The 22350-nt window shown below is 74.3% G+C and carries 21 protein-coding genes; 12 read left to right on the top strand and 9 right to left on the bottom strand.

Annotated features, from left to right (window positions below; translation table 11 throughout):
* Positions 1 to 18: 18 nt before the first annotated feature.
* Entirely contained in the window at positions 19 to 438 is a 420-nt protein-coding gene (locus ACZ6X9_RS08685) for a VOC family protein (RefSeq protein ID WP_469777207.1), read from the bottom strand.
* Positions 439 to 448: 10 nt separating this feature from the next.
* Positions 449 to 1030 carry a helix-turn-helix transcriptional regulator gene (locus tag ACZ6X9_RS08680; RefSeq protein ID WP_469777206.1) on the bottom strand — a complete coding sequence of 194 codons (582 nt, stop codon included), beginning with the start codon at positions 1028 to 1030 and terminating at the stop codon, positions 449 to 451.
* A 453-nt stretch (positions 1031 to 1483) separates the two neighbouring features.
* On the opposite strand from ACZ6X9_RS08680, the gene ACZ6X9_RS08675 reads away from it, so the two are divergent.
* Positions 1484 to 3886: an ATP-binding cassette domain-containing protein gene (locus tag ACZ6X9_RS08675; RefSeq protein ID WP_469777205.1), complete on the top strand. Its 2403-nt coding sequence runs from the start codon at positions 1484 to 1486 to the stop codon at positions 3884 to 3886.
* A gap of 340 nt (positions 3887 to 4226) precedes the next feature.
* On the opposite strand, the gene ACZ6X9_RS08670 is transcribed toward ACZ6X9_RS08675, so the two are convergent.
* The 4 genes from ACZ6X9_RS08670 to ACZ6X9_RS08655 form a co-directional block, all read right to left on the bottom strand.
* Entirely contained in the window at positions 4227 to 5831 is a 1605-nt protein-coding gene (locus tag ACZ6X9_RS08670) for an ABC-F family ATP-binding cassette domain-containing protein (protein ID WP_469777204.1), read from the bottom strand.
* A gap of 458 nt (positions 5832 to 6289) precedes the next feature.
* A complete protein-coding gene (locus tag ACZ6X9_RS08665; RefSeq protein WP_469777203.1) occupies positions 6290 to 6616 on the bottom strand; it encodes a hypothetical protein in 327 nt (108 codons plus the stop codon).
* Positions 6617 to 7136: 520 nt separating this feature from the next.
* Entirely contained in the window at positions 7137 to 7901 is a 765-nt protein-coding gene (locus ACZ6X9_RS08660) for a class I SAM-dependent methyltransferase (RefSeq protein ID WP_469777202.1), read from the bottom strand.
* A 251-nt stretch (positions 7902 to 8152) separates the two neighbouring features.
* Positions 8153 to 8947 carry an SDR family oxidoreductase gene (locus tag ACZ6X9_RS08655; protein ID WP_469777201.1) on the bottom strand — a complete coding sequence of 265 codons (795 nt, stop codon included), beginning with the start codon at positions 8945 to 8947 and terminating at the stop codon, positions 8153 to 8155.
* Between the two features lie 80 nt (positions 8948 to 9027).
* Here ACZ6X9_RS08655 and ACZ6X9_RS08650 point away from each other — a divergent pair, with 80 nt between their 5' ends.
* The 4 genes from ACZ6X9_RS08650 (at position 9028) to ACZ6X9_RS08635 (ending at position 10882) form a co-directional block, all read left to right on the top strand.
* Positions 9028 to 9270, top strand: a complete 243-nt coding sequence (locus ACZ6X9_RS08650; protein ID WP_469777200.1) for a hypothetical protein — start codon at positions 9028 to 9030, stop codon at positions 9268 to 9270.
* A 528-nt stretch (positions 9271 to 9798) separates the two neighbouring features.
* A complete protein-coding gene (locus ACZ6X9_RS08645) occupies positions 9799 to 10170 on the top strand; it encodes a phage holin family protein (protein WP_469777659.1) in 372 nt (123 codons plus the stop codon).
* Positions 10167 to 10619 (top strand): DUF3618 domain-containing protein, encoded by a 453-nt coding sequence (locus ACZ6X9_RS08640; protein WP_469777199.1) that lies wholly within the window; start codon positions 10167 to 10169, stop codon positions 10617 to 10619. The genes ACZ6X9_RS08645 and ACZ6X9_RS08640 overlap by 4 nt, the downstream gene beginning before the upstream one ends.
* Entirely contained in the window at positions 10616 to 10882 is a 267-nt protein-coding gene (locus ACZ6X9_RS08635) for a DUF4235 domain-containing protein (RefSeq protein ID WP_469777198.1), read from the top strand. Before ACZ6X9_RS08640 ends, ACZ6X9_RS08635 begins: the two co-directional genes overlap by 4 nt.
* A 130-nt stretch (positions 10883 to 11012) precedes the next feature.
* Here ACZ6X9_RS08635 and ACZ6X9_RS08630 read toward each other — a convergent pair whose 3' ends face one another.
* A complete protein-coding gene (locus tag ACZ6X9_RS08630) occupies positions 11013 to 11642 on the bottom strand; it encodes an HAD family acid phosphatase (RefSeq protein WP_469777197.1) in 630 nt (209 codons plus the stop codon).
* A 356-nt stretch (positions 11643 to 11998) separates the two neighbouring features.
* Here ACZ6X9_RS08630 and ACZ6X9_RS08625 point away from each other — a divergent pair, with 356 nt between their 5' ends.
* The 6 genes from ACZ6X9_RS08625 (at position 11999) to ACZ6X9_RS08600 (ending at position 18234) form a co-directional block, all read left to right on the top strand.
* Positions 11999 to 13222, top strand: a complete 1224-nt coding sequence (locus tag ACZ6X9_RS08625) for a DNA topoisomerase IB (protein WP_469777196.1) — start codon at positions 11999 to 12001, stop codon at positions 13220 to 13222.
* A gap of 284 nt (positions 13223 to 13506) precedes the next feature.
* On the top strand, positions 13507 to 13983 hold the full coding sequence (locus tag ACZ6X9_RS08620; protein WP_469777195.1) for a hypothetical protein: 477 nt from the start codon (positions 13507 to 13509) through the stop codon (positions 13981 to 13983).
* Positions 13980 to 14423: a DUF5709 domain-containing protein gene (locus tag ACZ6X9_RS08615; protein ID WP_469777194.1), complete on the top strand. Its 444-nt coding sequence runs from the start codon at positions 13980 to 13982 to the stop codon at positions 14421 to 14423. Before ACZ6X9_RS08620 ends, ACZ6X9_RS08615 begins: the two co-directional genes overlap by 4 nt.
* A 503-nt stretch (positions 14424 to 14926) precedes the next feature.
* The gene (locus ACZ6X9_RS08610; protein WP_469777193.1) at positions 14927 to 16090 is read left to right on the top strand and encodes an MFS transporter; all 1164 of its coding nucleotides are present in this window, start codon (positions 14927 to 14929) and stop codon (positions 16088 to 16090) included.
* Between the two features lie 62 nt (positions 16091 to 16152).
* Positions 16153 to 17094 (top strand): LysR family transcriptional regulator, encoded by a 942-nt coding sequence (locus tag ACZ6X9_RS08605; protein ID WP_469777192.1) that lies wholly within the window; start codon positions 16153 to 16155, stop codon positions 17092 to 17094.
* A gap of 147 nt (positions 17095 to 17241) precedes the next feature.
* Positions 17242 to 18234 carry an aldo/keto reductase gene (locus ACZ6X9_RS08600; RefSeq protein WP_469777191.1) on the top strand — a complete coding sequence of 331 codons (993 nt, stop codon included), beginning with the start codon at positions 17242 to 17244 and terminating at the stop codon, positions 18232 to 18234.
* Positions 18235 to 18288: 54 nt separating this feature from the next.
* Here ACZ6X9_RS08600 and ACZ6X9_RS08595 read toward each other — a convergent pair whose 3' ends face one another.
* Together ACZ6X9_RS08595 and ACZ6X9_RS08590 are read right to left on the bottom strand one after the other, a co-directional pair.
* Positions 18289 to 20352 carry an ABC transporter ATP-binding protein gene (locus ACZ6X9_RS08595; RefSeq protein WP_469777190.1) on the bottom strand — a complete coding sequence of 688 codons (2064 nt, stop codon included), beginning with the start codon at positions 20350 to 20352 and terminating at the stop codon, positions 18289 to 18291.
* On the bottom strand, positions 20349 to 20843 hold the full coding sequence (locus tag ACZ6X9_RS08590; protein WP_469777189.1) for an NUDIX domain-containing protein: 495 nt from the start codon (positions 20841 to 20843) through the stop codon (positions 20349 to 20351). The genes ACZ6X9_RS08595 and ACZ6X9_RS08590 overlap by 4 nt, the downstream gene beginning before the upstream one ends.
* Positions 20844 to 21635: 792 nt before the next feature.
* On the opposite strand from ACZ6X9_RS08590, the gene ACZ6X9_RS08585 reads away from it, so the two are divergent.
* The gene (locus ACZ6X9_RS08585) at positions 21636 to 22121 is read left to right on the top strand and encodes a nitroreductase family deazaflavin-dependent oxidoreductase (RefSeq protein ID WP_469777188.1); all 486 of its coding nucleotides are present in this window, start codon (positions 21636 to 21638) and stop codon (positions 22119 to 22121) included.
* Positions 22122 to 22350: the final 229 nt, after the last annotated feature.

Here is a 22350-nt window from a genome sequence, read left to right as displayed (position 1 = left end):
GTGGGGTCCCGGCCGCCCTCAGCGGTCCTTGCGCGGCTGCGTGAAGCGGAGCATGTTGCCCGCCGGGTCGCGGAAGGCGCAGTCACGGACGCCGTACGGCTGGTCCACGGGCTCCTGGAGCACCTCGGCGCCGGTGGCGCGGATGCGTTCGAAGGTCGCGTCACAGTCGTCCGTGGAGAAGATCACGCCGCGCAGCATGCCCTTGGCCAGCAGCTCCGCCATCGCCTCCCGGTCGGCGGGGGAGGCATTGGGGTTGGCGGCCGGCGGTTCGAGGACGATCTCCACGTCCGGCTGCGCGGGCGACCCGACGGTCACCCACCGCATCCCCTCGAACGCGACGTCGTTGCGCACCTCCAGCCCGAGGGCGTCGCGGTAGAAGGCGAGGGCCTTGTCGTGGTCGTCGACGGCGATGAAGCACTGGGAAAGCTTGATGTCCATGCCCCCGACGCTACGAGGCGACGGCGGATCGCGCTTCTCCGATCCTGACCGGTTCGCGATCTCCGGCCCCGACGGGTTCGCCCCTCCTCGCTCCGGCCGCCGTGTCCCGTCCGGCCCCGGCCGGCTCCCCGCGCCTCGCCGGGGCCGCCCCGGCCGGCCTTGCCGGGTCCACCCCGCCGGGGGCGGCCCCGCCCGGTCCGCCGTGGCGGGACGGCCGGGTGAGGATCTTGGCCACGCAGGCCGGGATCGCGGCACCCGCCTCGTGGGCGCGGGCCCGGTAGGCGCTGGGGCTCTCGCCGACCAGCTCCGTGAAGCGTGAGCTGAACGAGCCCAGTGACGTACAGCCGACGGCGAAGCAGACGTCCGTGACGCTCAGGTCGCCCCGCCGCAGCAGCGCCTTGGCGCGTTCGACGCGGCGGGTCATCAGGTAGCCGTACGGCGTCTCGCCGAAGGCGGCGCGGAAGCTGCGGGAGAAGTGCCCCGGTGACATGAGGGCGACCGCGGCCAGCGCCGGGACGTCCAGGGGCCGGGCGTAGTCGCGGTCCATCGTGTCGCGGGCGCGGCGCAGCCGCGCCAGGTCTTCCAGGGTCACCCGTCCAGGGTCGCACGGGGGTCGGACACCGCCCCGTGGTCCGCTCGCCGGGCCCTGCCCGCCCGGCTGTTCGCCTTGCCTGTGCCTGGTGGGGTGTCTGTGAAGGAAGTGACCAAAGAGGCGACCCGTCGGCCGGGTGGCGAGGGGTATCGTCGGGCCCGCGGCCGGGGCACCGGATCGTGTCGCGGGCTCCGTCCGCCCGGCCATCCGGGCACGAGCCCGTTCCCGTTCCCGCTCCCGTCCGCCGGCCGGCCCGGCGCCGGCCGGCGGACCCGCCCGCACCCTGAACGCCGCACCCGTCCGCACGCCTCACCCGCGTCTTCCCTCGGCCGCCGTCCCCTGCCCGCTGCGGACCCACCGCGACCGGCGGGACGTGCCGGCGACGCCGCGCCCGCCGGCCGTCGGGGCCGAGGACGCGGGCGCGAGCGGACCCGTCTCACGGATGGAGAAACGATGAGCAAGGCCATGAGCCCGAGCACGAGCACGCCCCCGCCCGTACCGCACCCCGCCGACGTGCACGACACGATCCGGGTGCACGGCGCGCGGGAGAACAACCTCCAGGGCGTCGACATCGAGATCCCCAAGCGCAGGCTGACGGTGTTCACCGGGGTGTCCGGTTCGGGCAAGAGCTCGCTGGTGTTCGGCACGATCGCCGCCGAGTCGCAGCGGCTGATCAACGAGACGTACAGCGCCTTCGTTCAGGGCTTCATGCCGACCCTGGCCCGGCCCGAGGTGGACGTCCTGGAGGGGCTGACCACCGCGATCATCGTCGACCAGCAGCCGATGGGCGCCGACCCCCGGTCCACGGTGGGCACCGCCACCGACGTCAACGCGATGCTGCGGATCCTCTTCAGCCGGCTCGGACGGCCGTACGTGGGCCCGCCCGGCGCGTTCGCCTTCAACGTCGCCTCGGTGCGGGCGAGCGGCGCGATCACCGTCGACCGGGGCGTGAAGAAGGCCGAGAAGGTGACGTTCTCCCGCACCGGCGGCATGTGTCCGCGCTGCGAGGGGCGCGGCGACGTCACCGATCTCGACCTCACCCGGCTCTACGACGACAGCAAGTCGCTCGCCGAGGGGGCGCTCGACATCCCCGGCTACAAGCCGGGCGGCTGGAACCACCGGCTCTACGCCGAGTCCGGCCTCTTCCCCGCCGACAAACCGGTCCGCGAGTTCACCGAGAAGGAGCGGTACGACTTCCTCCACCGCGAGCCGGTGCGTATGAAGATCGCGGGGATCAACATGACCTACGAGGGGCTGATCCCCCGCATCCGGAAGTCCCTGCTGGCCAAGGACCGGGAGGCGATGCAGCCGCACATCCGCGAGTTCGTGGACCGGGCGGTCACCTTCACCACCTGTCCCGACTGCGACGGCACCCGGCTCAACGCGGCCGCCCGGTCGGCGAAGATCCAGGGCGTCGGGATCGCCGACGCCTGCGCGATGCAGGTCAGCGACCTGGCCGCGTGGGTGCGCGGGCTGGACGAGCCGTCCGTGGCGCCGCTTCTCGCCAAACTCCGGCAGGCGCTCGACTCGTTCGTGGAAATCGGGCTCGGCTACCTCTCCATGGACCGGCCGACGGGCACACTGTCGGGCGGCGAGGCGCAGCGCGTCAAGATGGTGCGCCACCTCGGCTCGTCGCTGACCGACGTCACCTACGTCTTCGACGAGCCGACCACCGGGCTGCACCCGCACGACATCGCGCGGATGAACGACCTGCTGCTGCGGCTGCGGGACAAGGGCAACACGGTGCTCGTGGTGGAGCACAAGCCCGAGGTGATCGCGATCGCCGACCACGTCGTCGACCTCGGACCCGGCGCGGGCGCGGCGGGCGGCACGATCTGCTTCGAGGGCACGGTGGAAGGGCTGCGGGCCGCCGGCACCCTCACCGGCCGCCACCTCGACGACCGCGTCACCCTCAAGAAGACCGTGCGCGAACCGGCCGGCACCCTGCCGGTCCGCGGCGCGACGGCGCACAACCTGCGGGGGGTCGACGTCGACATCCCGCTCGGGGTGCTGGTCGCCGTCACCGGCGTGGCGGGCTCGGGCAAGAGCTCGCTGGTGCACGGGTCGATCCCGGCCGGCGCGGGCGTCGTCTCGGTCGACCAGGCCCCGATCCGCGGCTCCCGGCGGAGCAACCCGGCGACGTACACCGGGCTGCTCGACCCGGTCCGCAAGGCGTTCGCCAAGGCCAACGGCGTCAAACCGGCTCTGTTCAGCGCCAATTCGGAGGGTGCCTGCCCCGCCTGCGGCGGCGTCGGCGTCGTCTTCACCGACCTGGCGATGATGGCCGGCACCGCCGCCACCTGCGAGGAGTGCGAGGGCAAGCGCTTCGACGCGTCGGTGCTCGAGTACCGCCTCGGCGGCCGGGACATCAGCGAGGTGCTGGCGATGCCGGTGTCCGAGGCCGAGGAGTTCTTCGCCACGGGCGAGGCCCGTACCCCCGCCGCCCACCGGATCCTGCGTCGCCTCAGCGACGTCGGCCTCGGCTACCTCACCCTCGGCCAGCCGCTCACCACGCTCTCCGGCGGCGAACGCCAGCGGCTCAAACTCGCCACACACCTGACGGAGAAGGGCGGCGGTCCGTCCGTCTGCATTCTGGACGAGCCGACCGCCGGCCTCCACCTCGCCGACGTCGAGCAACTCCTCGGCCTGCTCGACCGGCTCGTCGACTCCGGCACCTCCGTCATCGTCGTCGAACACCACCAGGCCGTCATGGCCCACGCCGACTGGATCATCGACCTGGGCCCCGGGGCCGGCCACGACGGCGGCCGGATCGTCTTCGAGGGCACGCCCGCGGACCTCGTCGCGGCCCGCTCCACGCTGACGGGGGAGCACCTGGCGGAGTACGTGGGGGCCTGACGGGGACCGGGCCCTGCCGGGGCGGGGCCCGGTCCCCGCCCCGGGCGCGTGCCGTTGACGCGGGGGTCGGCGCGGCGCGCTGGGCCCGGCGTCCGTCGCGGTGAAGCCGCGGGCGGCGGGGCGGAACGGGCGCGGGCGGTCGCCGAAGCCGCGCCGCGCCACGCGTCGGCGATCGCCATGCGTCGGCGATCGCCATGCGGCGCGTCGCAGGGCGGTGGGGCGGCGAAGCTGCGGGGCGGCCCGGAGAGGGGAGGAGCCGGACCGCCGTCGCCCGGGGTCGGCGCCGTCCGGGCCGCCCCGCCACCCCGCCGCCCTGGAGCGCCGCCCGGCCGGGAACCGGTCAGGACAGGGCGACCAGCTCCCGGTAGTCGTCGCTCCACAGATCCTCGTCGGCGCCCGGCAGGAGCAGGACGCGGTCGGGGCGGAGGGCGTCGATGGCGCCCTCGTCGTGGGTGACCATGACGACCGCGCCCGGGTAGGAGCCGACCGCGGCCAGGACCTCGCCGCGGGACGCGGGGTCGAGGTTGTTGGTGGGCTCGTCGAGCAGCAGCACGTTGGCGCCGGAGTGGACCAGTCCGGCCAGCGCCAGGCGGGTCTTCTCCCCGCCCGACAGCACGCCGACGGGCTTGTCGGCGTCGTCCCCGGTGAAGAGGAACGCCCCGAGCACGCCCCGGAGTTCGCCGTCCGTCAGGTGCGGCGCGGCCGTGGCGAGGTGGCGGAGGACGGTGTGGCCGGGGTCGAGGGTGTCGTGCTCCTGGGCGAAGTAGCCCAGCCGCAGCCCGTGTCCGCGCACGACCCGGCCCGCGTCGGGCGCCACCTCGCCGGCCAGGACGCGCAGCAGCGTCGTCTTGCCCGCGCCGTTGGGCCCGAGGACCACCAGGCGGCTGCCCCGGTCCACGGCGAGGTCCACCCCGTCGAGGACGGGACGGCCGGCGTACGCCTTGGCCAGGCTGACCGCGCCGAGCGGCACCCGGCCGCACGGCTCGGGTACGGGCAGCCGGATACGGGCGGTCTTCTCCGCCCGCCGGGCCGGCTCGAGGGCGGCGAGCATGCGGTCGGCGCGCCGGCTCATGCTCCGGGCGGTCACGGCGGTGGCGGACCGGGCCTTCATCCGGTCCGCCTGCGCGTGCAGGGCGGCGGCCTTCCGCTCGGCGTTCGCCCGCTCGCGGGCACGGCGCCGCTCGTCGCTCGCCCGCTGTGCCAGGTACGTGGTCCAGCCGGTGTTGTGGATGTCGATCGTCGCCCGGCCGGGGTCCAGGTGGAACACCCGGTTGACGACGTCGGCCAGCAGCCCGGTGTCGTGGCTGATCACCACGAGCCCGCCCTGGTGGCCGCGGAGGAAACCGCGCAGCCAGACCGCGGAGTCGGCGTCGAGGTGGTTGGTGGGTTCGTCGAGCAGCAGGGTGCCGTCGTGGCCGGCGAACAGGATGCGGGCCAGTTCCACCCGGCGCCGCTGCCCGCCCGACAGTGTGCCGACCGGCCGGCCGAGCACCTCGTCGGGCAGACCGAGCCCGGCCGCCACCCGGGCGGCCTCCGCCTCGGCCGCGTACCCGCCGCCGGCCTGGAAGGCCGCCTCGGCGCGGGCGTACGCCGCCATGGCCCGGTCCAGCGCGGCGGGCCCGGCGGCCTCGGACATCGCCGCCCCCGCGCTCCGCAGCGCGCGCAGGGCGTGGTCGAGACCGCGCGCCGACAGGATCCGGTCGGTGACGGTCACGTCGGGGCCGGTCGCTCGGGAGTCCTGGGCGAGGAAGCCGACCGGGCCGGTGGCCACCACGCTCCCGGCGGCGGGCCGGGCCCGCCCCGCCAGGACGGTCATCAGGGTGGTCTTTCCCGCGCCGTTGCGGCCGACCAGGCCGACGCGGTCGCCGGGGGAGACGGTGAAGGAGATGTCGGACAGCAGGAGCCGCGCGGCGGCACGCAGCTCGACACCGCGAACGGTGATCATAAGGTAACGCTCCGAATAAGCTCAAGGACACACTTCTGGCGTGGAAGCGGGTCCTCGGCTAGGAGATTCGGGGCGTAGACATGCCCTCACGGTAACCGACGCCTCCGCGGGGGCGCATGCGGTTTTCCGAGCGGTCGCTCCGGTGGTGAGCGGCTGGTGAGCGGCTCGAGTCCGGTCAGTGGCCGGCGGCCACCGCGTCTCCAGGCGTCCCCGGGCGTCCTGGGGCGCCTCCGGCATCCCGGGGCGGATGGCGTGGACGGCCACCTTCGGCCGAGGCGGGGGCCGCGCATGCCGCCCTGTGGGAAGAGGCGGCAGGCGATGCGAAGGGGGAGTTCACCGGAGCGGGCCGGGGTGCTGACGGTGGCGTGGCCGCTGTCGGGGAAGTTCCGGAAGCCGACCGCCGCGTCGAGGGCCGAAGTGAGCCCGAACCGGTTCGGCTTCCGCAGGAAGTGCGCGCGTCACCTCGTGTCGTGCTCCTGTGGCCACTGGCCGGTGACCTTGCCGTCGGGCGTCAGGGTGAACCGGGTTTTGTCCATCACCGCCGTGGCACTGGCTCGCGTGCCGTACGCCTTCAGGGTGAGGTCCTCTGCTTTGCCCATGTATATGTGCGCCTCAGCGGCGTCGCTCCACGAGTTGACCCGCACCTGCACTCCCCAGTTGTTCACTTGAGGCTTCTCGCGCCACGGCCCCCAACTGCTCTGCGGCAGCAGCCCTGTGCCCCGGCCCGAGAACACGTACCAGCTCGCGAGGCCGAGCATGATCGCGGCGGCTACGAGCGCAAACACGGTCGGCCGGTGACGGATGCGGGAAAAGTGAGCCACCTGATGGGTTCCTTCACAGTCCGGAGAGGGCTTCGCCGCAGTCCAAGACGGTCCCCGGCCCGGCCGCGTTCCCGACCGTCGGGAGCAACCGGCTGAACACTCACCTCCCCGGGCCGGATGTCGCGGGGCCGGGAACTCCCCGGCCGACTCCGGAGGAGCGGCGGTGCGTCCTCGCCCCGGCCGTCGGCGGGCAGGCCGGAAGCATGCCTCGGCCGGGCTGTCTGCCACGCCGGCACATCCAGCCGCCGGCACCGGCGGGGTGGGACGCGATGCGCGTCTCCGAGGCGGGGCCCTGACGCCGCTCGGACGCCGCGGCACCTGGAGCTTGCGGCCACCGCGCGCCGCGTCGGCGTACCCGTCGGGGCGCGTGGGCGCGTGGGCGCGTGGACGGGTGGACGCGCGGGCGCCGGGGCTTCGTGTCGCAGCTCCGGGTGTCGGGCCGGTGGGGCGTCGGGATGCCGGGATGCCGGGATGTCGTACGGAGCTACGGACGAAGGGCAACCAACAGGTCGACGACGTACGTCTCCTCGATCGCGCCCTCGGGGAAGGCCGCACTCAACACCTCGCGTTCGACGGCGAAGAAGGCGCCCCGGGCCTCCTCGTCCAGGACGAGGAACGCCGAGCGGCTGCCGATGTTGGCCAGATGCGTGTCGAGGGAGACGACCCGGCTCCAGCGCAGCAGGCGACGCGCGACCCGCAGGCCCGTCAGGCCGGCCAGCCGGACGGCGTCATCGTCGCCGTGGCGGGTGGGGGAGGAGGCCGCATTCCTCCCGCAGCAGCGAGCGACGCGTTCGTGCTGCGCACGGATCCACGGCACGTCGAAGGCCGTGGTGTTCCACCAGACCGCCAGCGCCCCGCCCGGCCGCAGCACGCGCAGCGCCTCGGGGACGGAACGGGCCGGATCGGTCCACTGCCAGGACTGCGCGTACGTGACGAGGTCGAGGGAGGAGCCGGCGAGGGGCAGGGCGTTGCCGTCGCCCTGTACGACCGGTACGTCGGGCGTCGTCTCCCTGCACCGGCGGGCCATGGCCCCACCGGGCTCGACGGCGATCACCTCGGCACCCTTGTCGCGCAACAGCGCGGTGGCGATCCCGGTGCCCGCCCCGACGTCGGCGACCCGAGCGCCGGCCAGGCGGCGACCGGAGAGTTCTTGCACGGTGTCCAGGAGCGAGGGGGGGTAGGAGGGCCGGGCCGCCGCGTACTGGTCGGCGGCCGTGTCGAAGGAGCGGGCGCGGGGGTCGGCGGTCATTGCCTCATCATCCGCTGCGTGCCGGGTACATGGGTCTCGGCTCAGCCGCCGTGGGGCGCCCCCCTGCCGTCAGCACGGCATGTGATTGCCGCTGACGGGCGGTGCGTCCCACGGGGAGGGGTCGGCCGCGCGAGGCTGTCGGGGTCGATGCCGCCGGGAGTCGTGGGGGCGGACGGGGCGGTGTTCGGGGGTGACCACGACCAGCTCAACGCCGCACCCGATCCGGAGTCATGAGACAAGCTTCAGGCGGCCTACGCGGTTGTGGCGATGCCGCCGTCTACGGGGATCACGGCGCCTGTCAGGTATGCGCCTGCCCGGCTGGCGAGGAACACGGCGACACCCGCCATGTCGTCGTCGCGGCCGATCCGGCGTAGTGGGGCCGACGCCGCGATCGCCTCGCCGAACTCGTCGAGGGTTGCAGCCATCATCGTCGACGGGAACGGTCCCGGTGCCACGGCGTTCACGGTGACGTGCTGCGGTCCCAGTTCCTTGGCGAGCACTCTGGTGAGTTGATGCAGTGCGGCCTTGCTGCTGGAGTACGAGTAGTTGGGCCGCTGGGGGATGTGAATGGCGGCGATGCTGCCGATGTTGATGATCCGCGAGGGATCGTCGGCGGTGCCCGCCCTGCGAAGTGCGGGCAGCAGCGCTTGGACCAGCCAGAACGGCGACTTCAGGTTGAGGTCGACGACCGTGTCCCAGGCCGCGTCCGGGAACGTCGCCAGCGGCTCGTCCCACATGGCGCCCGCGTTGTTGACGAGGATGTCGAGACGTTCCGAGTCGGCGGTGACGAGATCGGACAGTCGCCGACACTCGTCGTGGCGGGACAGGTCGGCGGGAATGGCCCGCACCTCACCGAATGTGGAAAGCTGTTCCTGTGCCTGAGCGCACGCTTCTGCGTTGCGTGAGCTGATGACTACGCGGCTGCCCGCCTGGAGAAGGCCACGCGCGATCATCATTCCGATGCCTCGGGTGCCACCGGTGACGAGCGCGCGTTTTCCGCGCAGATCGAAAAGTGCTGCATGCGTTGTTAATTGGTTGTCCACCACTTGCCGCCATTCTCGTCGGTCGTGCGGGGTGAAGCGTCGACGCGTTGGGTGTTCGGTTCAGATGTCTCAACGCTATGACCTTGGAGTGCACTCCAAGCAAGCGGATCCCGGTGCCGACGGATCGCGTCCGCAACCGCTTCAAGCGGGGATCGCGAGGCGGACGGTCGCCCAAGTCCGGCAAGGACGACTACAAGCAGCGGCACGCGGTCGAGTGCGGGATCAACCGCCTCAAGCGCCACCGGACTGTAGCCACGAGGTATGACAAGCTCGTGGTCCGCTACGAGGCGACCGTGCTGGTCGCGGTCCTCAACGAGCGGCTGTGACCAGCACTTCCACAACAGGCGCTGGGCCCCGACAGGCGCCGGAACCTGCCCGTGAACGCACTCCGCCTTGCCTCCGAGCGCACGGAGCGCGGCCCCGGCCCGATGCCCGGTACAGGGCAGACCGCACCGGCGCGGCGCACGGACACAAGACCAGGCACCGGGCCGAGCACCATCCCCATCGCCCCCTGGCCCCCTGGCCGCCTTGGCCCGCGGCCACCACAGGGGGGCACGGAACTAGCCGCCCGGGCGCGCGGTACGGACGCCCGCCCGCCGGACGCACGCCGAGCTCCCCGTTCCCGGTAGGCCGCATCTTCGGCGAACGGGGTAAGCGCCTGGCGACAGACGACGCGACGGTGACGCCCGGCGGTGTTCGGGCCGGTGGGCGGAGCCGGGCGCGGAACGGCAGGCAACACGGAGGACGGGTGATCGTCGATGAGCTTCCTGGACCGGATTCCCCGGCAGGGCCGTACCGAGGAACGGGGGCGGGGCCCGGCGCCGGGTCCGGTGCCGGACCGCGGGGAGGAGCCGGTGAGCGCCCTGGTGTCCCGGGCGTCCGACCAACTCGCCGAGCTGGTACGGGCGGAGATGCGGCTGGCGCGGGCGGAGATGCTGGAGAAGGGCCGGGGTTTCGGGAAGGGCGGCGGTCTCCTCGGCGGCGCCGGCCTGGTCGGGTTCGTGGCGTTCCAGGGCCTGGCCGCGACCGCCGTGGCCGCCCTCTCCCTGGCCTTGCCGGTGTGGGTGGCGGCGTTGATCGTCACCGTGGTACTGGGCGTGTGCGCCGGGGTGTTGGCCCTCATGGGCCGGCAGCGGATTCGTGAGGCTGCGCCGCCGGTTCCCGGGCAGGCGATCGAAGGTGTCAAGAAGGACACCGCGATGATCAAGGAGAGGAGCATCCGATGAGCGCGAGCTCCGAGGACGGGCGTACGGCTCAGACCACCGAGGACCTGCGGGCCCAGGCGGAGGGCGCCCGTGAGCAACTGGGCCACACGGTGGACGCCCTCGCCCGCAAGGCCGACGTGAAGGCCCAGGCGAAGCGGAAGGCGACCGCCGTCAAGGACGCGGCCGGGCAGGCCACGGAACAGGCGCTGGACAAGGGCTCGGAGGTCGTCCGGCAGGTACGGGACCGGGTGCCGGAGCCCGTCCGCGCCCAGGCGGCCACCGCCCGCGCCGGACTGGCGCACCGGACCACGGCGGTCGTCGAGACGGTACGCCGGCGGGCGCCCGAGCCGGTCCTGGCGACGGCCCGGCGGGTCACCGGCGTGCTGCGCGTCGGACGCGGGCCCCTGCTGGCGGCGGGTGCCGTCGTCCTCGTCGTGGGGGTGGCGCGGCGCGCGAGGAGCCCTCGGTGAAGGCGGTGAAGATCGCCTACAAACCGGTCGGGCTCGCCCTCGGCCTGGCCGGCGGCCTGCTCGCCGGGGCGGCCTTCCGCCGCACCTGGAAGCTGCTGGGGCACGACGACGAGGCCCCCGACGCGACCGACGAGGACCGCACCTGGGGCGAGGTCCTGATCGCCGCCGCCGTACAGGGCGCGGTCTTCTCCGTCGTCAGGGCGGCCGTCGACCGCGCCGGCGCCACCGCCACCCGCCGGCTGACGGGCACTTGGCCCGACTGACCCGCCGGCCCGACCGACCCGCTCCGCCCCCCGCCGGGCCCTCCCGGCGGGGGCGGCGCCCCGCCGCCGCACCCTTCGGCCGGCCCCCGTCGGGGAGCGCCGGCCGCTTGTCGTCTCAAGGCGGCTTTTCTCAGGACAGTTTGCCGCCGTAGTCGGGCAGCTTGAAGCCCTTCTCGTAATAGCCGCCCTCGAAGTCGGTGGAGCGGTTGCCGATGTTGGCGGTGATGCGGTAGCCGTCCTCGGTGAGCTCCTGGCGGCAGCGTTCCTTGCCGTCGCCCTTGCCCTCGCCGTGCTCACGGGTGCAGACCGCGTCCACCGGGTAGCCGGCCGCCGCGACATCCTTCCGGGCGGACGACGAGGAGGTACGGGCGGTGACGAAGAGGACGGCGACGTTGTGCTCGTGTGCCCACTCGGCCACGCGCAGCACGGGCTCGTTGGCGCGCCCCGGGTGGTAGTACGTCTCCAGCGCGGTGTTGTCGATGTCCAGCACGACGGCCGGCTTCCCGCCGTGTCCCGCCGCCCGCTCCCGCAGCCAAGGGATCACCGGGGCGACGGCCTTGCGCACGTCGGCCTGCCAGGTGGCGTAACCGGGGACGCTCGCGTCCGGGCCCGGCTGGGCGGCACCGGCGGTGCCCGGCGCCGCGAACGGCAGCGCCAGCGCGGCCAGCGCGGCGAGGGCGGCGGTACGGAACCGCGCGGCGGGCGCGGCGGGCGCGGCGGGCGCGGCGGGGACGGTGGGTGAGGTGGACGTGGGGGGCATCGAACGTGTTCCTTCCGGTGACCAGTGTGACCATCGGACAGGTCAGCAGCACCGGGGGACGCCCAGGCGAATGAACGGTGTCCCGGGCGTGAAGACCGGATGGGCGGACGTCTTGAGGTGCGCACGATCGAAGAGGCAGATCCCAGAAGGCCCGGCTGAAGAGTCCCCTCTCCTGAGGGAAGAGCCGCTTGGGAAGAGGCCCCTGTGCAGAGGCCCGTCCCAAGCAGCGCCACCGAAGAGGACCCCGCCACCCAAGACCCCCTCGTACTGGCCCGCCCGCCCCACCGCACCCACACGCGCCGGCAGACGGCGACCACCCCGCCTTGAACAGACGGACCTCCGGGTATCAGCCCGGTATGAAGAGCCCCGTCGGAGACGTGATCCCCACCCGGGAGCGCCGGGTCCGCACCCTCCCACGACAGACGTCCGGCTCGGCCGGCTCGACCGGCCTGACCGGCTCGGCCAGCTCATCCGGCTTGACCGGTCCGTCGCGCTCGACCGTCCCGGACCGTACCGGCGTCCGCGACTGGCGGAAACGGACGCCCTCGCGCCTCCACCACAGCCGGCCCACGGAACCCGGTTACGTCCGCGTCCGGCACGGGCGCGGTTTCCGTTACCGCGACGCGGAGGGCGCGCCGCTGCGCGATCCCGACGCGCTCGCCCGGATCCGCGACCTCGTGATCCCGCCCGCCTGGCGGGACGTGTGGATCTGCGCCCGGCCCGACGGGCACCTCCAAGCGGTCGGCACGGACGCCGCGGGCCGCCGCCAGTACCTGTACCACCCGGCGTTCCGCGCCGAGCAGGAACGGGCCAAGCACGACCACGTCCTGGACGTCGCCGAGGCCCTGCCCGCCCTGCGGGAGACCGTCGAGGAGCACCTGGCCGACCGCGGCCTCACCCGGCGCCGCGTCCTGGCCACCGCCGTCCGCCTGCTCGACCTCGGTTTCTTCCGCGTCGGCAGCGACCGTTACGCCGAACGGCACAACAGCTACGGCCTGACCACCCTGCTCCGCGAGCACACCCGCCGACGGCGTGGCGGGGTCGTCTTCACCTACACCGGCAAGCACGGCAGGGAGATCGTCCTGTCCGTCGCCGACCCCGACGCCTGCCGCACCCTGACCGCCTTGCTCCGCCGCCGCGACGAAGGCGACCGGCTGCTCGCCTACTGGGAGCGGCGCGCCTGGCACGAGGTGAGCGGCGACGACGTCAACGCCTACCTCAAGGAGCAGGCCGGACTCGACATCACCGCCAAGGACTTCCGCACCTGGCACGCCACCGTCATGGCCGCCGTGGCCTTGGCCGTCTCCCAGGGTGCCGTCCGCAGCGAGACCGCCCGGCGCCGCGCCATCGCCCGCGCGGCACGTGAGGTCGCCGGCTACCTCGGCAACACCCCCGCCGTGTGCCGCGCCTCGTACATCAACCCGCGGGTGATCGAGCTCTACGAAGAGGGCATCACCATCGCCCCCGCCCTCCCGCGGCTCGGCGACGGCGCGCACCCCGGCGCCCCGGCCACCCACGGCCCCACCGAACACGCCGTCCTCCGCCTGCTCCGCACGGGCCGCCCGCCGGAGACCGGCTGACGGGAGACCGGCTGACGCCGGGGCCGCGGCTACGGTCTGCGGCCGTGCCTGGGCCGCCCGGGTGGCGTGCGCGGGCGGGGCGGGGGCGCTGTGCGTAGGCCGTGCCGCAGGGGTTACTCGCCAGGCGAACACGGGTGGTCGGGAGGCGTCGAAGCCGGCGCAGCGGGCAGGCGCTTGATCGTCACGGAACCACCGGTGCCCCGGACGGGCCCGGACGCCGCCGGCGTCCGCCGTGTCGGCGCCGGTGGCCGTGGACCGAGAACCGCCCCGGAACGGAGGACGTCATGCAGGCAGACGACGGCGCCCGGAAGCAGGCCGCGCGGGACCCGCGGGAGGCGCGGGGCGAGCGAGGCGAACGGAGCGGACGACGGCCGGACGAAGGCGCGGCGCCGCGCGCCCGGCCCGCGCCCATCGGCAAGGGCGACACGGCGAACGTGGCCGGCAGCGACGTGCAACAGCCGGAGATCGCCGAGGGACCGGTCGAAGGGCTGCAGCCCGGCGAGGAAGTGCGGCGCGGCCCCTGGCACCCGCCCGTCGAGGTCGACCCGCCGCCCGGTTACGGCCGCCCGCCCGGGGAACGCGCCGGGAAGGCGCGGCACGGGCAGCGCGAACGGCAGCGGCCGGGGCGGGAAGGCGCCCCTGGCTCGAACACCGCCACGAACCCCGGCAAGAGCACCACCGGCAAGAGCACCACCGGCGAGAACGCCACAGGCGAGAACGCCACAGGCGAGAACGCCACCGAAGGGAAGGAGCTCCCGTGACCACCCCTCACGACCCCGGCGTCTCCCCCGAAGACGAGGGCATCCCGGACCTCCAGGACGGTACGCCGGAGCAGCAGCGCTCGAGCGACCCCCAGCGGATGCCCGTACCGGGGGACACCCCCACCGCCGTCACCGAGGAGCGCCCGACCGCCGAGGAGTTGCGCGAGGGCCGGCCGCTGGACGAGCGGCTGCACGAGGAGGAGCCCGAGGCGGACCCCGCCCGGCTCGCCGAGCCCGACCGGCCCGCCCGCGACGACCCCGAACCCGACGAGCCGGCCCCCGGCGCGGAAGCCGCCGTGGAGGAACCCGCCGGGCTCCTCTACGACGAGCCCGACCCGGACCGTCCGCGCGACCAGGACGTCTACGCCCAGGAGGGCACCACCGACGGCCTCTCCGCCGAGGAGGAAGCCGTGCGGATCAGGGACGACGAGGAGTTGTGACGCGCCGTCGGTGCGGCCTCTCCCGGAGACCGCACCGGCTCCGGCCCCCTCCTCCCTCCCCCCGCCGAGCGGACCCCGTCCCCGCCCTCGCCCCTGTCTCCCGACACCCGGACCCCGAGCCGTCCCACCGGCTCGGGGTCTTCGACGTTTCCGGGCCGCCTCGCGGCGCTTCCGTACGGTTCCGCGCCGGCACTCCCCGCCGTGTGACCGGCATCTCATGGCGGCCCTGCGGGCGCGTTGACGTGTGGTCATACAGAAGGCGCATGAGAGATGCGGCCGACGCGTTTGCGGGACCGGCGCTCACTGTATGTAAATGCCATCCAGGCGGTCGCCGGACGCGACCGGACCAGCCGGCCGCTTCCCCGTATTACGGGCCCTGACCGTATCCCGGGCCCTGACCCCGACGGCCGGCCGGCCATCGACGAAACGGACTTGGAACGCCTCGGATGAGCGCCACTCGGACAACGGAAACCCCCACCCCCCACCGACGCGACGGGAACGGCATGTCCATCCCGCTGCTCGCGCTGGGCACGTTCGCGCTCGGCGTGGACGCCTACGTGATGGCCGGGCTGCTGCCCCTGGTCTCGGACGACCTGCGCGTCTCCGCGTCCTCGGCCGGGCAGATGGTCACCGTCTTCACCCTCTGCTACGCGCTGGGCGGTCCGCTCTTCGCCACCCTCCTCGCCGCGCGGCCGGCGAAGACCGTGCTCGGCGTGGCGCTGGTGGTCTTCACCGTCGGCAACGCGGTCACCGCCCTCGCCCCGACCCTGACCGTCCTGCTGATCGCCCGCGCGGTGGCGGGTGTCGGCGCGGGCGTGTACTCGCCCATCGCCGCCGCCACGGCGGCGGGCCTCACCGCCCCGGATCGGCGGGGCCGCGCGCTGGCCACCGTCATGGGCGGGCTGAGCGTCGGCACCGTCATCGGCGTCCCCGCCGGCATGCTCCTCGCCTCGCACCTGGGGTGGCGCGACACCCTGTGGCTGATCACCGGCCTGGGCGTGGTCGCCCTGATCGGCGTCACCCGCCTGCCGAAGGTCGAGGTGGGCGCTCCGCCGCCGCTCGGCGAGCGGGTACGGGCCCTCGCCGACGGCCGGGTCGCCGGCATCGTCACCGTCTCGCTGCTCGGCGGCGTCGCCAGCCTCGGCCTGTACACCTACCTCGCCGAGTTCCTGAAGGACGCCGCCCACACGGACGGGACCATGTGGGCCATGTGGGCCTGGGGCGCGGGCGGGATCGTCGGCAGCCTCCTCATCGGACGCGTCGTGGACCGCACCCGCCGTCCCTTCGCCGCGGTCACCTGGATCCTGGTCCTCATCACGGGCGCCCAGTCGCTCCTGCCCGCCGCCGCGCACACCGCCGCCGCCCTGGCGGTCGTCCCCCTCGTGGTCTGGGGCGCGGCCGGCTGGGCCGTCCAGGTGCCCCAGCAGCACCAGCTCATCGCGGCCCAGCCGCGGCAGGCCACGGTCGCCGTGTCGCTCAACAGCTCGGCCGTCTACCTTGGCAGCGGCCTCGGCTCCGCGCTCGGCGGCGTCGTCCTGGGCCTCGGCACCTCCCCGGGCGCCCTGCCGTACTGCACGGGCGCCCTCACCCTGCTCGCCCTCGTCCTGCACCTGACCGTGGTGCGCGGCGCCGTCCGACGCGGGGAGCAGTCATCCAACCCGTCCTGAGCTGGGAAAACATCCCGGAGCGGGGACAGTCGCCGGAGTCGGCGCCGACTAGCATGACCCCCATGGACATCGGTCTCCGTCACCTGCGGTACTTCCTGACCCTGGCCGAGGAACAGCACTTCACCTGGGCCGCCGACCGTCTCGGTGTCTCGCAGCCCACGCTCAGCCGGCACATCCGGCGCCTGGAGGACGAACTGGGCCGGACGCTGCTGGACCGCAGCACCCGCCACCCCCGCCTCACGGCGGAGGGGAACCGGCTGCGGGCCGACCTCCAACTCCTGCTGCCCCGGCTCGAGACGGCGCTCCGGCCCGCCGAGCCGCCGTCCTCGCTGCGCCTCGGCTACGCCTGGGGCTTCCCCCTCCGGCGCGGCCGCCAGGCCCAGGCCACGCTGGAGCAGCGGCACCTCGTCCAGGTGCGGACCGTGCGCCGGGACGACCCCGCCGCCGGGCTGCGCGACGGATCCGTCGACGCGGCGCTGCTCTGGGGGACCGTCCGCGACCCCCGGCTGGTCACCACCGAGATCCTGCGCGAGCCGTACCTCGCGGCGATCGCCCGGACCTCCACCCTGGCCACGCGCGAGCGGGTCACCTGGCGGGACCTCGGGCGCCGCTGCCTCGTCGTCGACACCGTCAGCGGCACCCTCACGCCCGGGGACTGGCCGGCCGACGCCACCCCCGAGATCGGCGAGGAGACCGCCAACATCGAGGAGTACCTGCACGCCGTCGCCGCCCGGCGCGGCGTCGGTGTGCTCCCGGTGTCGGTGGCCGCCCAGCACCCGGACCCGGACATCCTGTACCTGCCGCTGACGGGCGCCCCGCAGGCCGTCCTCACCTACGCGTACCCCCGCGCCGACCCGCACCCTTACGCCGCCGTCTTCGGGCGCGTCCTGCGGCAGGGCCGGACCGGCGAGCCCACCGGAGGGCGGACCGGCGGGCGGGCCGGGTGCGCGACGGACGCGCCGGCCGGCGACCGGGGCGGGACGGCGGGAAGCCGCGTGGGGTGAGCCGGCCGCCGCCGTGGGGCGACGACGGACACCGCAGGGGGGACGCCCGTCGCGCCCGCCGCCGTCGCCCGGGCCGGGGTGCTGGTGACGGCGGGGGGCGTCCGCCAAGCTGGTGCCTTCCGGACCGGATCCACGGAAAGGCCTGCCGTGTACCTCGCCGACCCCGACCGCTACGCCACCATGCCCTACCGCCGCGCGGGCCGCAGCGGGCTGAAGCTCCCCGCCGTCTCCCTCGGCCTCTGGCACAACTTCGGCACCGACCGCGACCTCGACACCCAGCGGGCCCTCGTCACCCACGCCTTCGACCACGGCGTCACCCACTTCGACCTGGCCGACAACTACGGGCCGCCGCCCGGAGCGGCCGAGACCGCCTTCGGCCGCGTACTCGACGGCGGGCTGCGCGCGCACCGCGACGAGATGGTCGTCTCCACCAAGGCCGGCTACCTGATGTGGCCCGGTCCCTACGGGGAATGGGGGTCCCGCAAGCACCTGCTCGCCTCGCTCGACCGGAGCCTGCGCCGCATGCGCCTGGACTACGTGGACGTCTTCTACTCCCACCGGCCGGACCCCGGTACCCCGCTGGAGGAGACGATGGGAGCCCTGGACACGGCCGTCCGGCAGGGCAAGGCCCTCTACGCCGGCGTCTCCAACTACTCGCCCGAGCAGACCCGGGAGGCCGCCCGCATCCTCCGCGACCTGGGCACCCCGCTCCTCCTCCACCAGCCCCGGTACTCGCTCCTCGACCGGGCCCCCGAGGACGAGCTGCTGGACACGCTGGACGAGCTCGGAGTCGGCCCGGTCGTCTACTCACCCCTCGCCCAGGGCCTGCTGACCGACCGCTACCTCGACGGGATCCCGCCCGGTTCGCGGGCGGCCGGCGCCAGCCCGTTCCTCACCTCCGCCGACGTCACGCCCGACCTCGTCGCCCGACTGCGGGCGTTGAACGGCATCGCGGCCAAGCGCGGCCAGACGCTCGCGCAACTGGCGCTGTCATGGGTGCTGCGGTCCACCGTGACCTCCGTGATCGTCGGGGCCAGCAGCACGGCACAGCTCGACGACAGCCTGGCCGCCACCCGCAACCTCACCTTCGGCGAGGAGGAACTGGCCCTCGTCGACGCGGCGCTGGAACCCGCCTCCTAGCGGCGGCGCCGGCGCCGGGGGCCGCCCGACCGCGCACCCCCGGCGCCCCGCCGCTCACCGCACCACGCCGCCCCCCTCCGCGTCGGCCGGGGTCCGCCGCCCCGGCACGCGCACGTCCTGGTACTGGGCGCGCTGCATCTCGTACAGCTCGCGGAAGACGCCTGCCGACGGGCGGTGCAGCAGGTCCTCGAAGGTGCCGGACTCGACCAGCTCGCCCTTGTCCAGGACGTGGATCAGGTCCGCGTGCCGGACGGACGCGAGGCGGTGGGTGATCAGGACGACCGTCTGCCCGCCGTCCGCCAGCTTGCGGATCCGCTCGAAGACCTCCAGCTCCGCCCGGGCGTCGAGGGCGGAGGTCGGTTCGTCGACGATCAGGACGTCCGCGTCGCGGTAGCGGGCGCGGGCGATGCCGAGCCGCTGCCACTGACCGCCGGAGATCTGGTGCCCGCCCCGGTACCCCTTCGACAGCAATGTGTCCCAGCCGCGCGGCAACTCGGCCACCACCGCGTCGGCGCCGGTGTACGCGGCGGCCTCCTCCACCGCCGCCTGGTCGACCGGCAGCCCCGGGCGGCCGACGGCGATGTTCATCCGGACGGTGAACGGCCAGCGGTGGAAGTCCTGTCCGACCATGCCGATCCGCGACCACAGCCGGTCGCGATCCAGTGAGCGGACGTCCACGCCGTCCCACCGGACCGTCCCCGCGTCCGGCCGGTACAGGCCCGCGAGCAGCTTGGCCACGGTGGACTTGCCCGACCCGTTCTCCCCGACCAGGGCCACGATCCGGCCGGCCGGGACGTCGAGCGTGACGTCCTTGAGGGCGGGCCGTTTCCGCCCGGCCTCTTCCCCCTCTTCCCCAGCTTCCCCCGCTTCCCTCGCCTCCGCCGTCTCCTCCGCCTCGTCCTCGGGGTAGTGGAAGGTGACGTTCTCGAAGCGGATCAGCGACACCTCGTCCGGCACCGGCGCGCCGCCGGACGGGATCGTGTACTTCCGCGCCTCCGTGAAGAGGCGCTCCAGGTCCCCGACGTAAGCCGACTCCTCGTACAGGTTGTTGACCTGGAGGACGAGGGCGGTCAGGCTCTGCCCGCCGCCGCGGATGGCCAGGACGGCCGTGCCCGCGACGGACAGCGCCATCACGCCGGTGGCCAGCAGCGCGCCGAGCGACGCGTACGTCAGGGCCGCGGCCAGCCCGGTCAGGGCGGAGGCGGTCAGCCGGACCCGGGCCCGGCCCGCCGCCAGCCGCGACTGCTCGGCCTCCGACGCCTCCGCCATGGCGCGGAAATGACGCAGCAGGAACGGGCCGACGTCGTGGACGCGGATCTCCGCGGCCGGACCCGTGCGCATCAGCGTCTGCGTCAGCAGCCGCCCGGCCCGCGCGTGCTGCATCCAGCGCAGGTAACTGGCGTACCGGGCGCGGGCGCTGCGCAGCGAGGCCCAGGAGCGGGGAACGGTCATCAGGATCAGCAACGGCAGCAGCACCGGGTGCAGAACGGTGAGGACGCCCGCGGCGGCGGCGAAGCTCACCAGCGAGCCGATCACCCCCGTACACACCTTGACCATGCGGCGGGCGGCACCGGCCCCGTACTGGGCGGAATCCATCAGCCGGTTGAAGCGGGCGTCCTCGATCGCCGCCAGTTCCACCCGCGCGACCCGCGCCAGGTACATCTCGGTGGCCACCCGTTCCACCTTGGGCTCCAGCCGGCCGGTCCCGGCGGTGGAGGCGGCGTCGGCCAGCGCGCCGACGGCCCCGGTGACCGCCACCCCGATCATGGCGGGGACCGCGGCCTGCACCCGGTGGCCGATCGTCCCCTCGGCGAGGACGGTGGCCAGCACGCTGTTCACCGCGATCAGCGCCACGGCCTGGCCGGCACCGCGGACCAGTTCGGCGAGGCCCACGGTCCACAGCGCGCGGCGGTCGGCGCGCAGGGCGAGGCGCGCGGTGAAGGCCACCATGCGGGGCAGTTGGAGCGCCATCGTCCACAGCGACATCTCGAAGTAGGCGTCGTGGTGGTCCGCCCAGCGCGCGTTGTGGAGCAGCGGACCGCCGAACAGCAGCCGCTCGGACGCCGACCCCTCGTCCGCCTCCGTTTTCTCGCCCTGTTCCCTTCCCTTGGTCTTCACGCCTCGCCTCCCGTCGTCGTGGTCCAGCCGTGGAGGGACAACAGCGCCCCGGCGTTGAACGCGGCGAGCAGCGCCGCCGTATGGGGCGTCCGGTCCTCGGGCGGCCGGGCCGGATCGGCCCACACCAACGCCGGCCGGCCGCCGGCCTCCCGGGGCCGGAGCCGCCCGGCCCACCGCTGGGCGGTGAACACCACCGCGAGCCGGCCCGGGCCGCCCGCGGTGCGGCGGTGGACCAGGTGGCAGAACTCCAGGTCGCCCGGATCCACCCCGACGCCGGTCTGCCGCCGGACCTCGCGCAGGGCACGCGCGGTGACCGGTTCACCGTGCCGCAGCACGCCGGTGGGCGGGAGGAGCGGGCCGGCGCCGCCCGCCGCCCCCGGCCGGCGGACGAGCAGCACGCGCCCGTCCTCCCGCTGTAGCAGCACCATCACGTCGACCGGACACGGACCGGGTTCCGTTCCGCTCGCGCCCGCCTCGGTGCCGTCGCTCATGCCTGCCTCCTCGCGGTGCCGGCGGACCGGCGGACCCGCCGTCCGGAGCTCCTCGGCGGACTCTTCACAGGCCGGGATTCGAACGGCAAGGGCGCCTCCGTGGTGAGCGAGTGACGTTCGTTGCGGTGATGCACCGCGCCTCCTCATTGACGGGCCGGATCGGACGGGTGCTCGGAAAAACGACCCCCGACCGGTGACGTCACGGGCTCCCAAGTGCGTTTGGCCGAGCGGAAGTTCGAGCCACCGTCAAGGGACCGGCAATGCCGGGGCGGGCGGCCCGGCACCCGGTGTGCGATTCACCCGGGCGTGTCCCGTCACCCGATCCGGGCCTTGCGTTGCGGACGGGAACGCCGCCGCCGACACCCCCGGGAACGTTCCCCCCTCACCCCCGCCCGCCCGCCACCGAGCACGGCGCGGACCGGGCTTTGCAACCGGCCGGGTGAACGCCGCGCGGGGAGGCGGAGGGCGGGTCCACCGCCGCTCGGAGTGTCGCGCGGGGGCCCGCGCACCCGCCGCGTCCGCGGGCCGGGCACCACCGGCGGGCCGGGCATCACCGGCGGGCCGGGCATCACCGGCGGGCCGGCGGCGGCGCTGCGGTGGACCGGAAGCGACGGCAGCGGCACCGCGTCCGGTCGGCACACCGACGGTCCGTCACGAGCCATAAGCCGGAACAGCGGGCCCGATACCCCCGCAGGGCAGGACACGCGCCCGGCAGCGCGGCGAGAATGACCCCGCGCGGTACTCGCGTGGAACCGCGCGACACCATCCGTGAGCGACGACGGGGTGACCGCGATGCCTCTTGAGGGCGAGTACGAGCCGAGTCCGGCGCGGTGGGTACGCGAACAGGTCGAGCTGTACGAGAGCTCGGGCGGCACACGGGGGACGACGCTCTGGGACACGGGCCTGCCCGTCGTCATCCTCACGACGCGCGGTGCGAAGAGCGGCAAGATCCGCAAGATTCCGCTGATGCGCGTGGAACACGAGGGGCGGTACGCGGCCGTGGCCTCGAAGGGCGGCTTCCCGCGTCACCCGGCCTGGTACTTCAACCTCAAGTCCGACCCGCGCGTGGAGCTCCAGGACGGTCCCGTACGGCGGGAGATGACGGCCCGCGAGGTCACCGGGGACGAGAAGGCCCGGTGGTGGGAGCGCGCGGTCGCCGCGTACCCGCCGTACGCCGAGTACCAGGAGAAGACCGCCCGCGTGATCCCGGTCTTCGTGCTGGACCCCGCGCCCGCGGCGGGGACGGCGGACGGCCCGGCGCCGCCGACGAGGACCTGACCCCCGCGGCCCGGGGCGCTGCCGCACACCGCCTGACCTCCCGTGCGGCGACCCCGCCCGCACCCGGCCGGGACACGACCCCCTGCGCGCACCCGGCCGGGACCGGCCCGAACGCTCCCGTACGGCCGCACTTGACCGGAGGGACGGAGGCGGGCGGGGGAGGGGCCGGCGCGCCGGGGACGTCCGTCGGGAAGAATCGCGTCCGTACGCATCGGACCGGTCCATGGCG

The sequence above is a fragment of the Streptomyces sp. NPDC052910 genome (assembly GCF_055585605.1).
This window is presented reverse-complemented; position numbering and strand designations above follow the sequence as displayed.

Bases quoted from the DNA above. Each gene is read 5' to 3' on its own strand.
- ACZ6X9_RS08685 (WP_469777207.1), bottom strand. From the start codon at position 438: ATGGACATCAAGCTTTCCCAGTGCTTCATCGCCGTCGACGACCACGAC.
- ACZ6X9_RS08675 (WP_469777205.1), top strand. From the start codon at position 1,484: ATGAGCAAGGCCATGAGCCCGAGCACGAGCACGCCCCCGCCCGTACCG.
- ACZ6X9_RS08670 (WP_469777204.1), bottom strand. From the start codon at position 5,831: ATGATCACCGTTCGCGGTGTCGAGCTGCGTGCCGCCGCGCGGCTCCTG.
- ACZ6X9_RS08660 (WP_469777202.1), bottom strand. From the start codon at position 7,901: ATGACCGCCGACCCCCGCGCCCGCTCCTTCGACACGGCCGCCGACCAG.
- ACZ6X9_RS08640 (WP_469777199.1), top strand. From the start codon at position 10,167: ATGAGCGCGAGCTCCGAGGACGGGCGTACGGCTCAGACCACCGAGGAC.
- ACZ6X9_RS08630 (WP_469777197.1), bottom strand. From the start codon at position 11,642: ATGCCCCCCACGTCCACCTCACCCACCGTCCCCGCCGCGCCCGCCGCG.
- ACZ6X9_RS08625 (WP_469777196.1), top strand. From the start codon at position 11,999: ATGAAGAGCCCCGTCGGAGACGTGATCCCCACCCGGGAGCGCCGGGTC.
- ACZ6X9_RS08620 (WP_469777195.1), top strand. From the start codon at position 13,507: ATGCAGGCAGACGACGGCGCCCGGAAGCAGGCCGCGCGGGACCCGCGG.
- ACZ6X9_RS08610 (WP_469777193.1), top strand. From the start codon at position 14,927: ATGTCCATCCCGCTGCTCGCGCTGGGCACGTTCGCGCTCGGCGTGGAC.
- ACZ6X9_RS08605 (WP_469777192.1), top strand. From the start codon at position 16,153: ATGGACATCGGTCTCCGTCACCTGCGGTACTTCCTGACCCTGGCCGAG.
- ACZ6X9_RS08590 (WP_469777189.1), bottom strand. From the start codon at position 20,843: ATGAGCGACGGCACCGAGGCGGGCGCGAGCGGAACGGAACCCGGTCCG.
- ACZ6X9_RS08585 (WP_469777188.1), top strand. From the start codon at position 21,636: ATGCCTCTTGAGGGCGAGTACGAGCCGAGTCCGGCGCGGTGGGTACGC.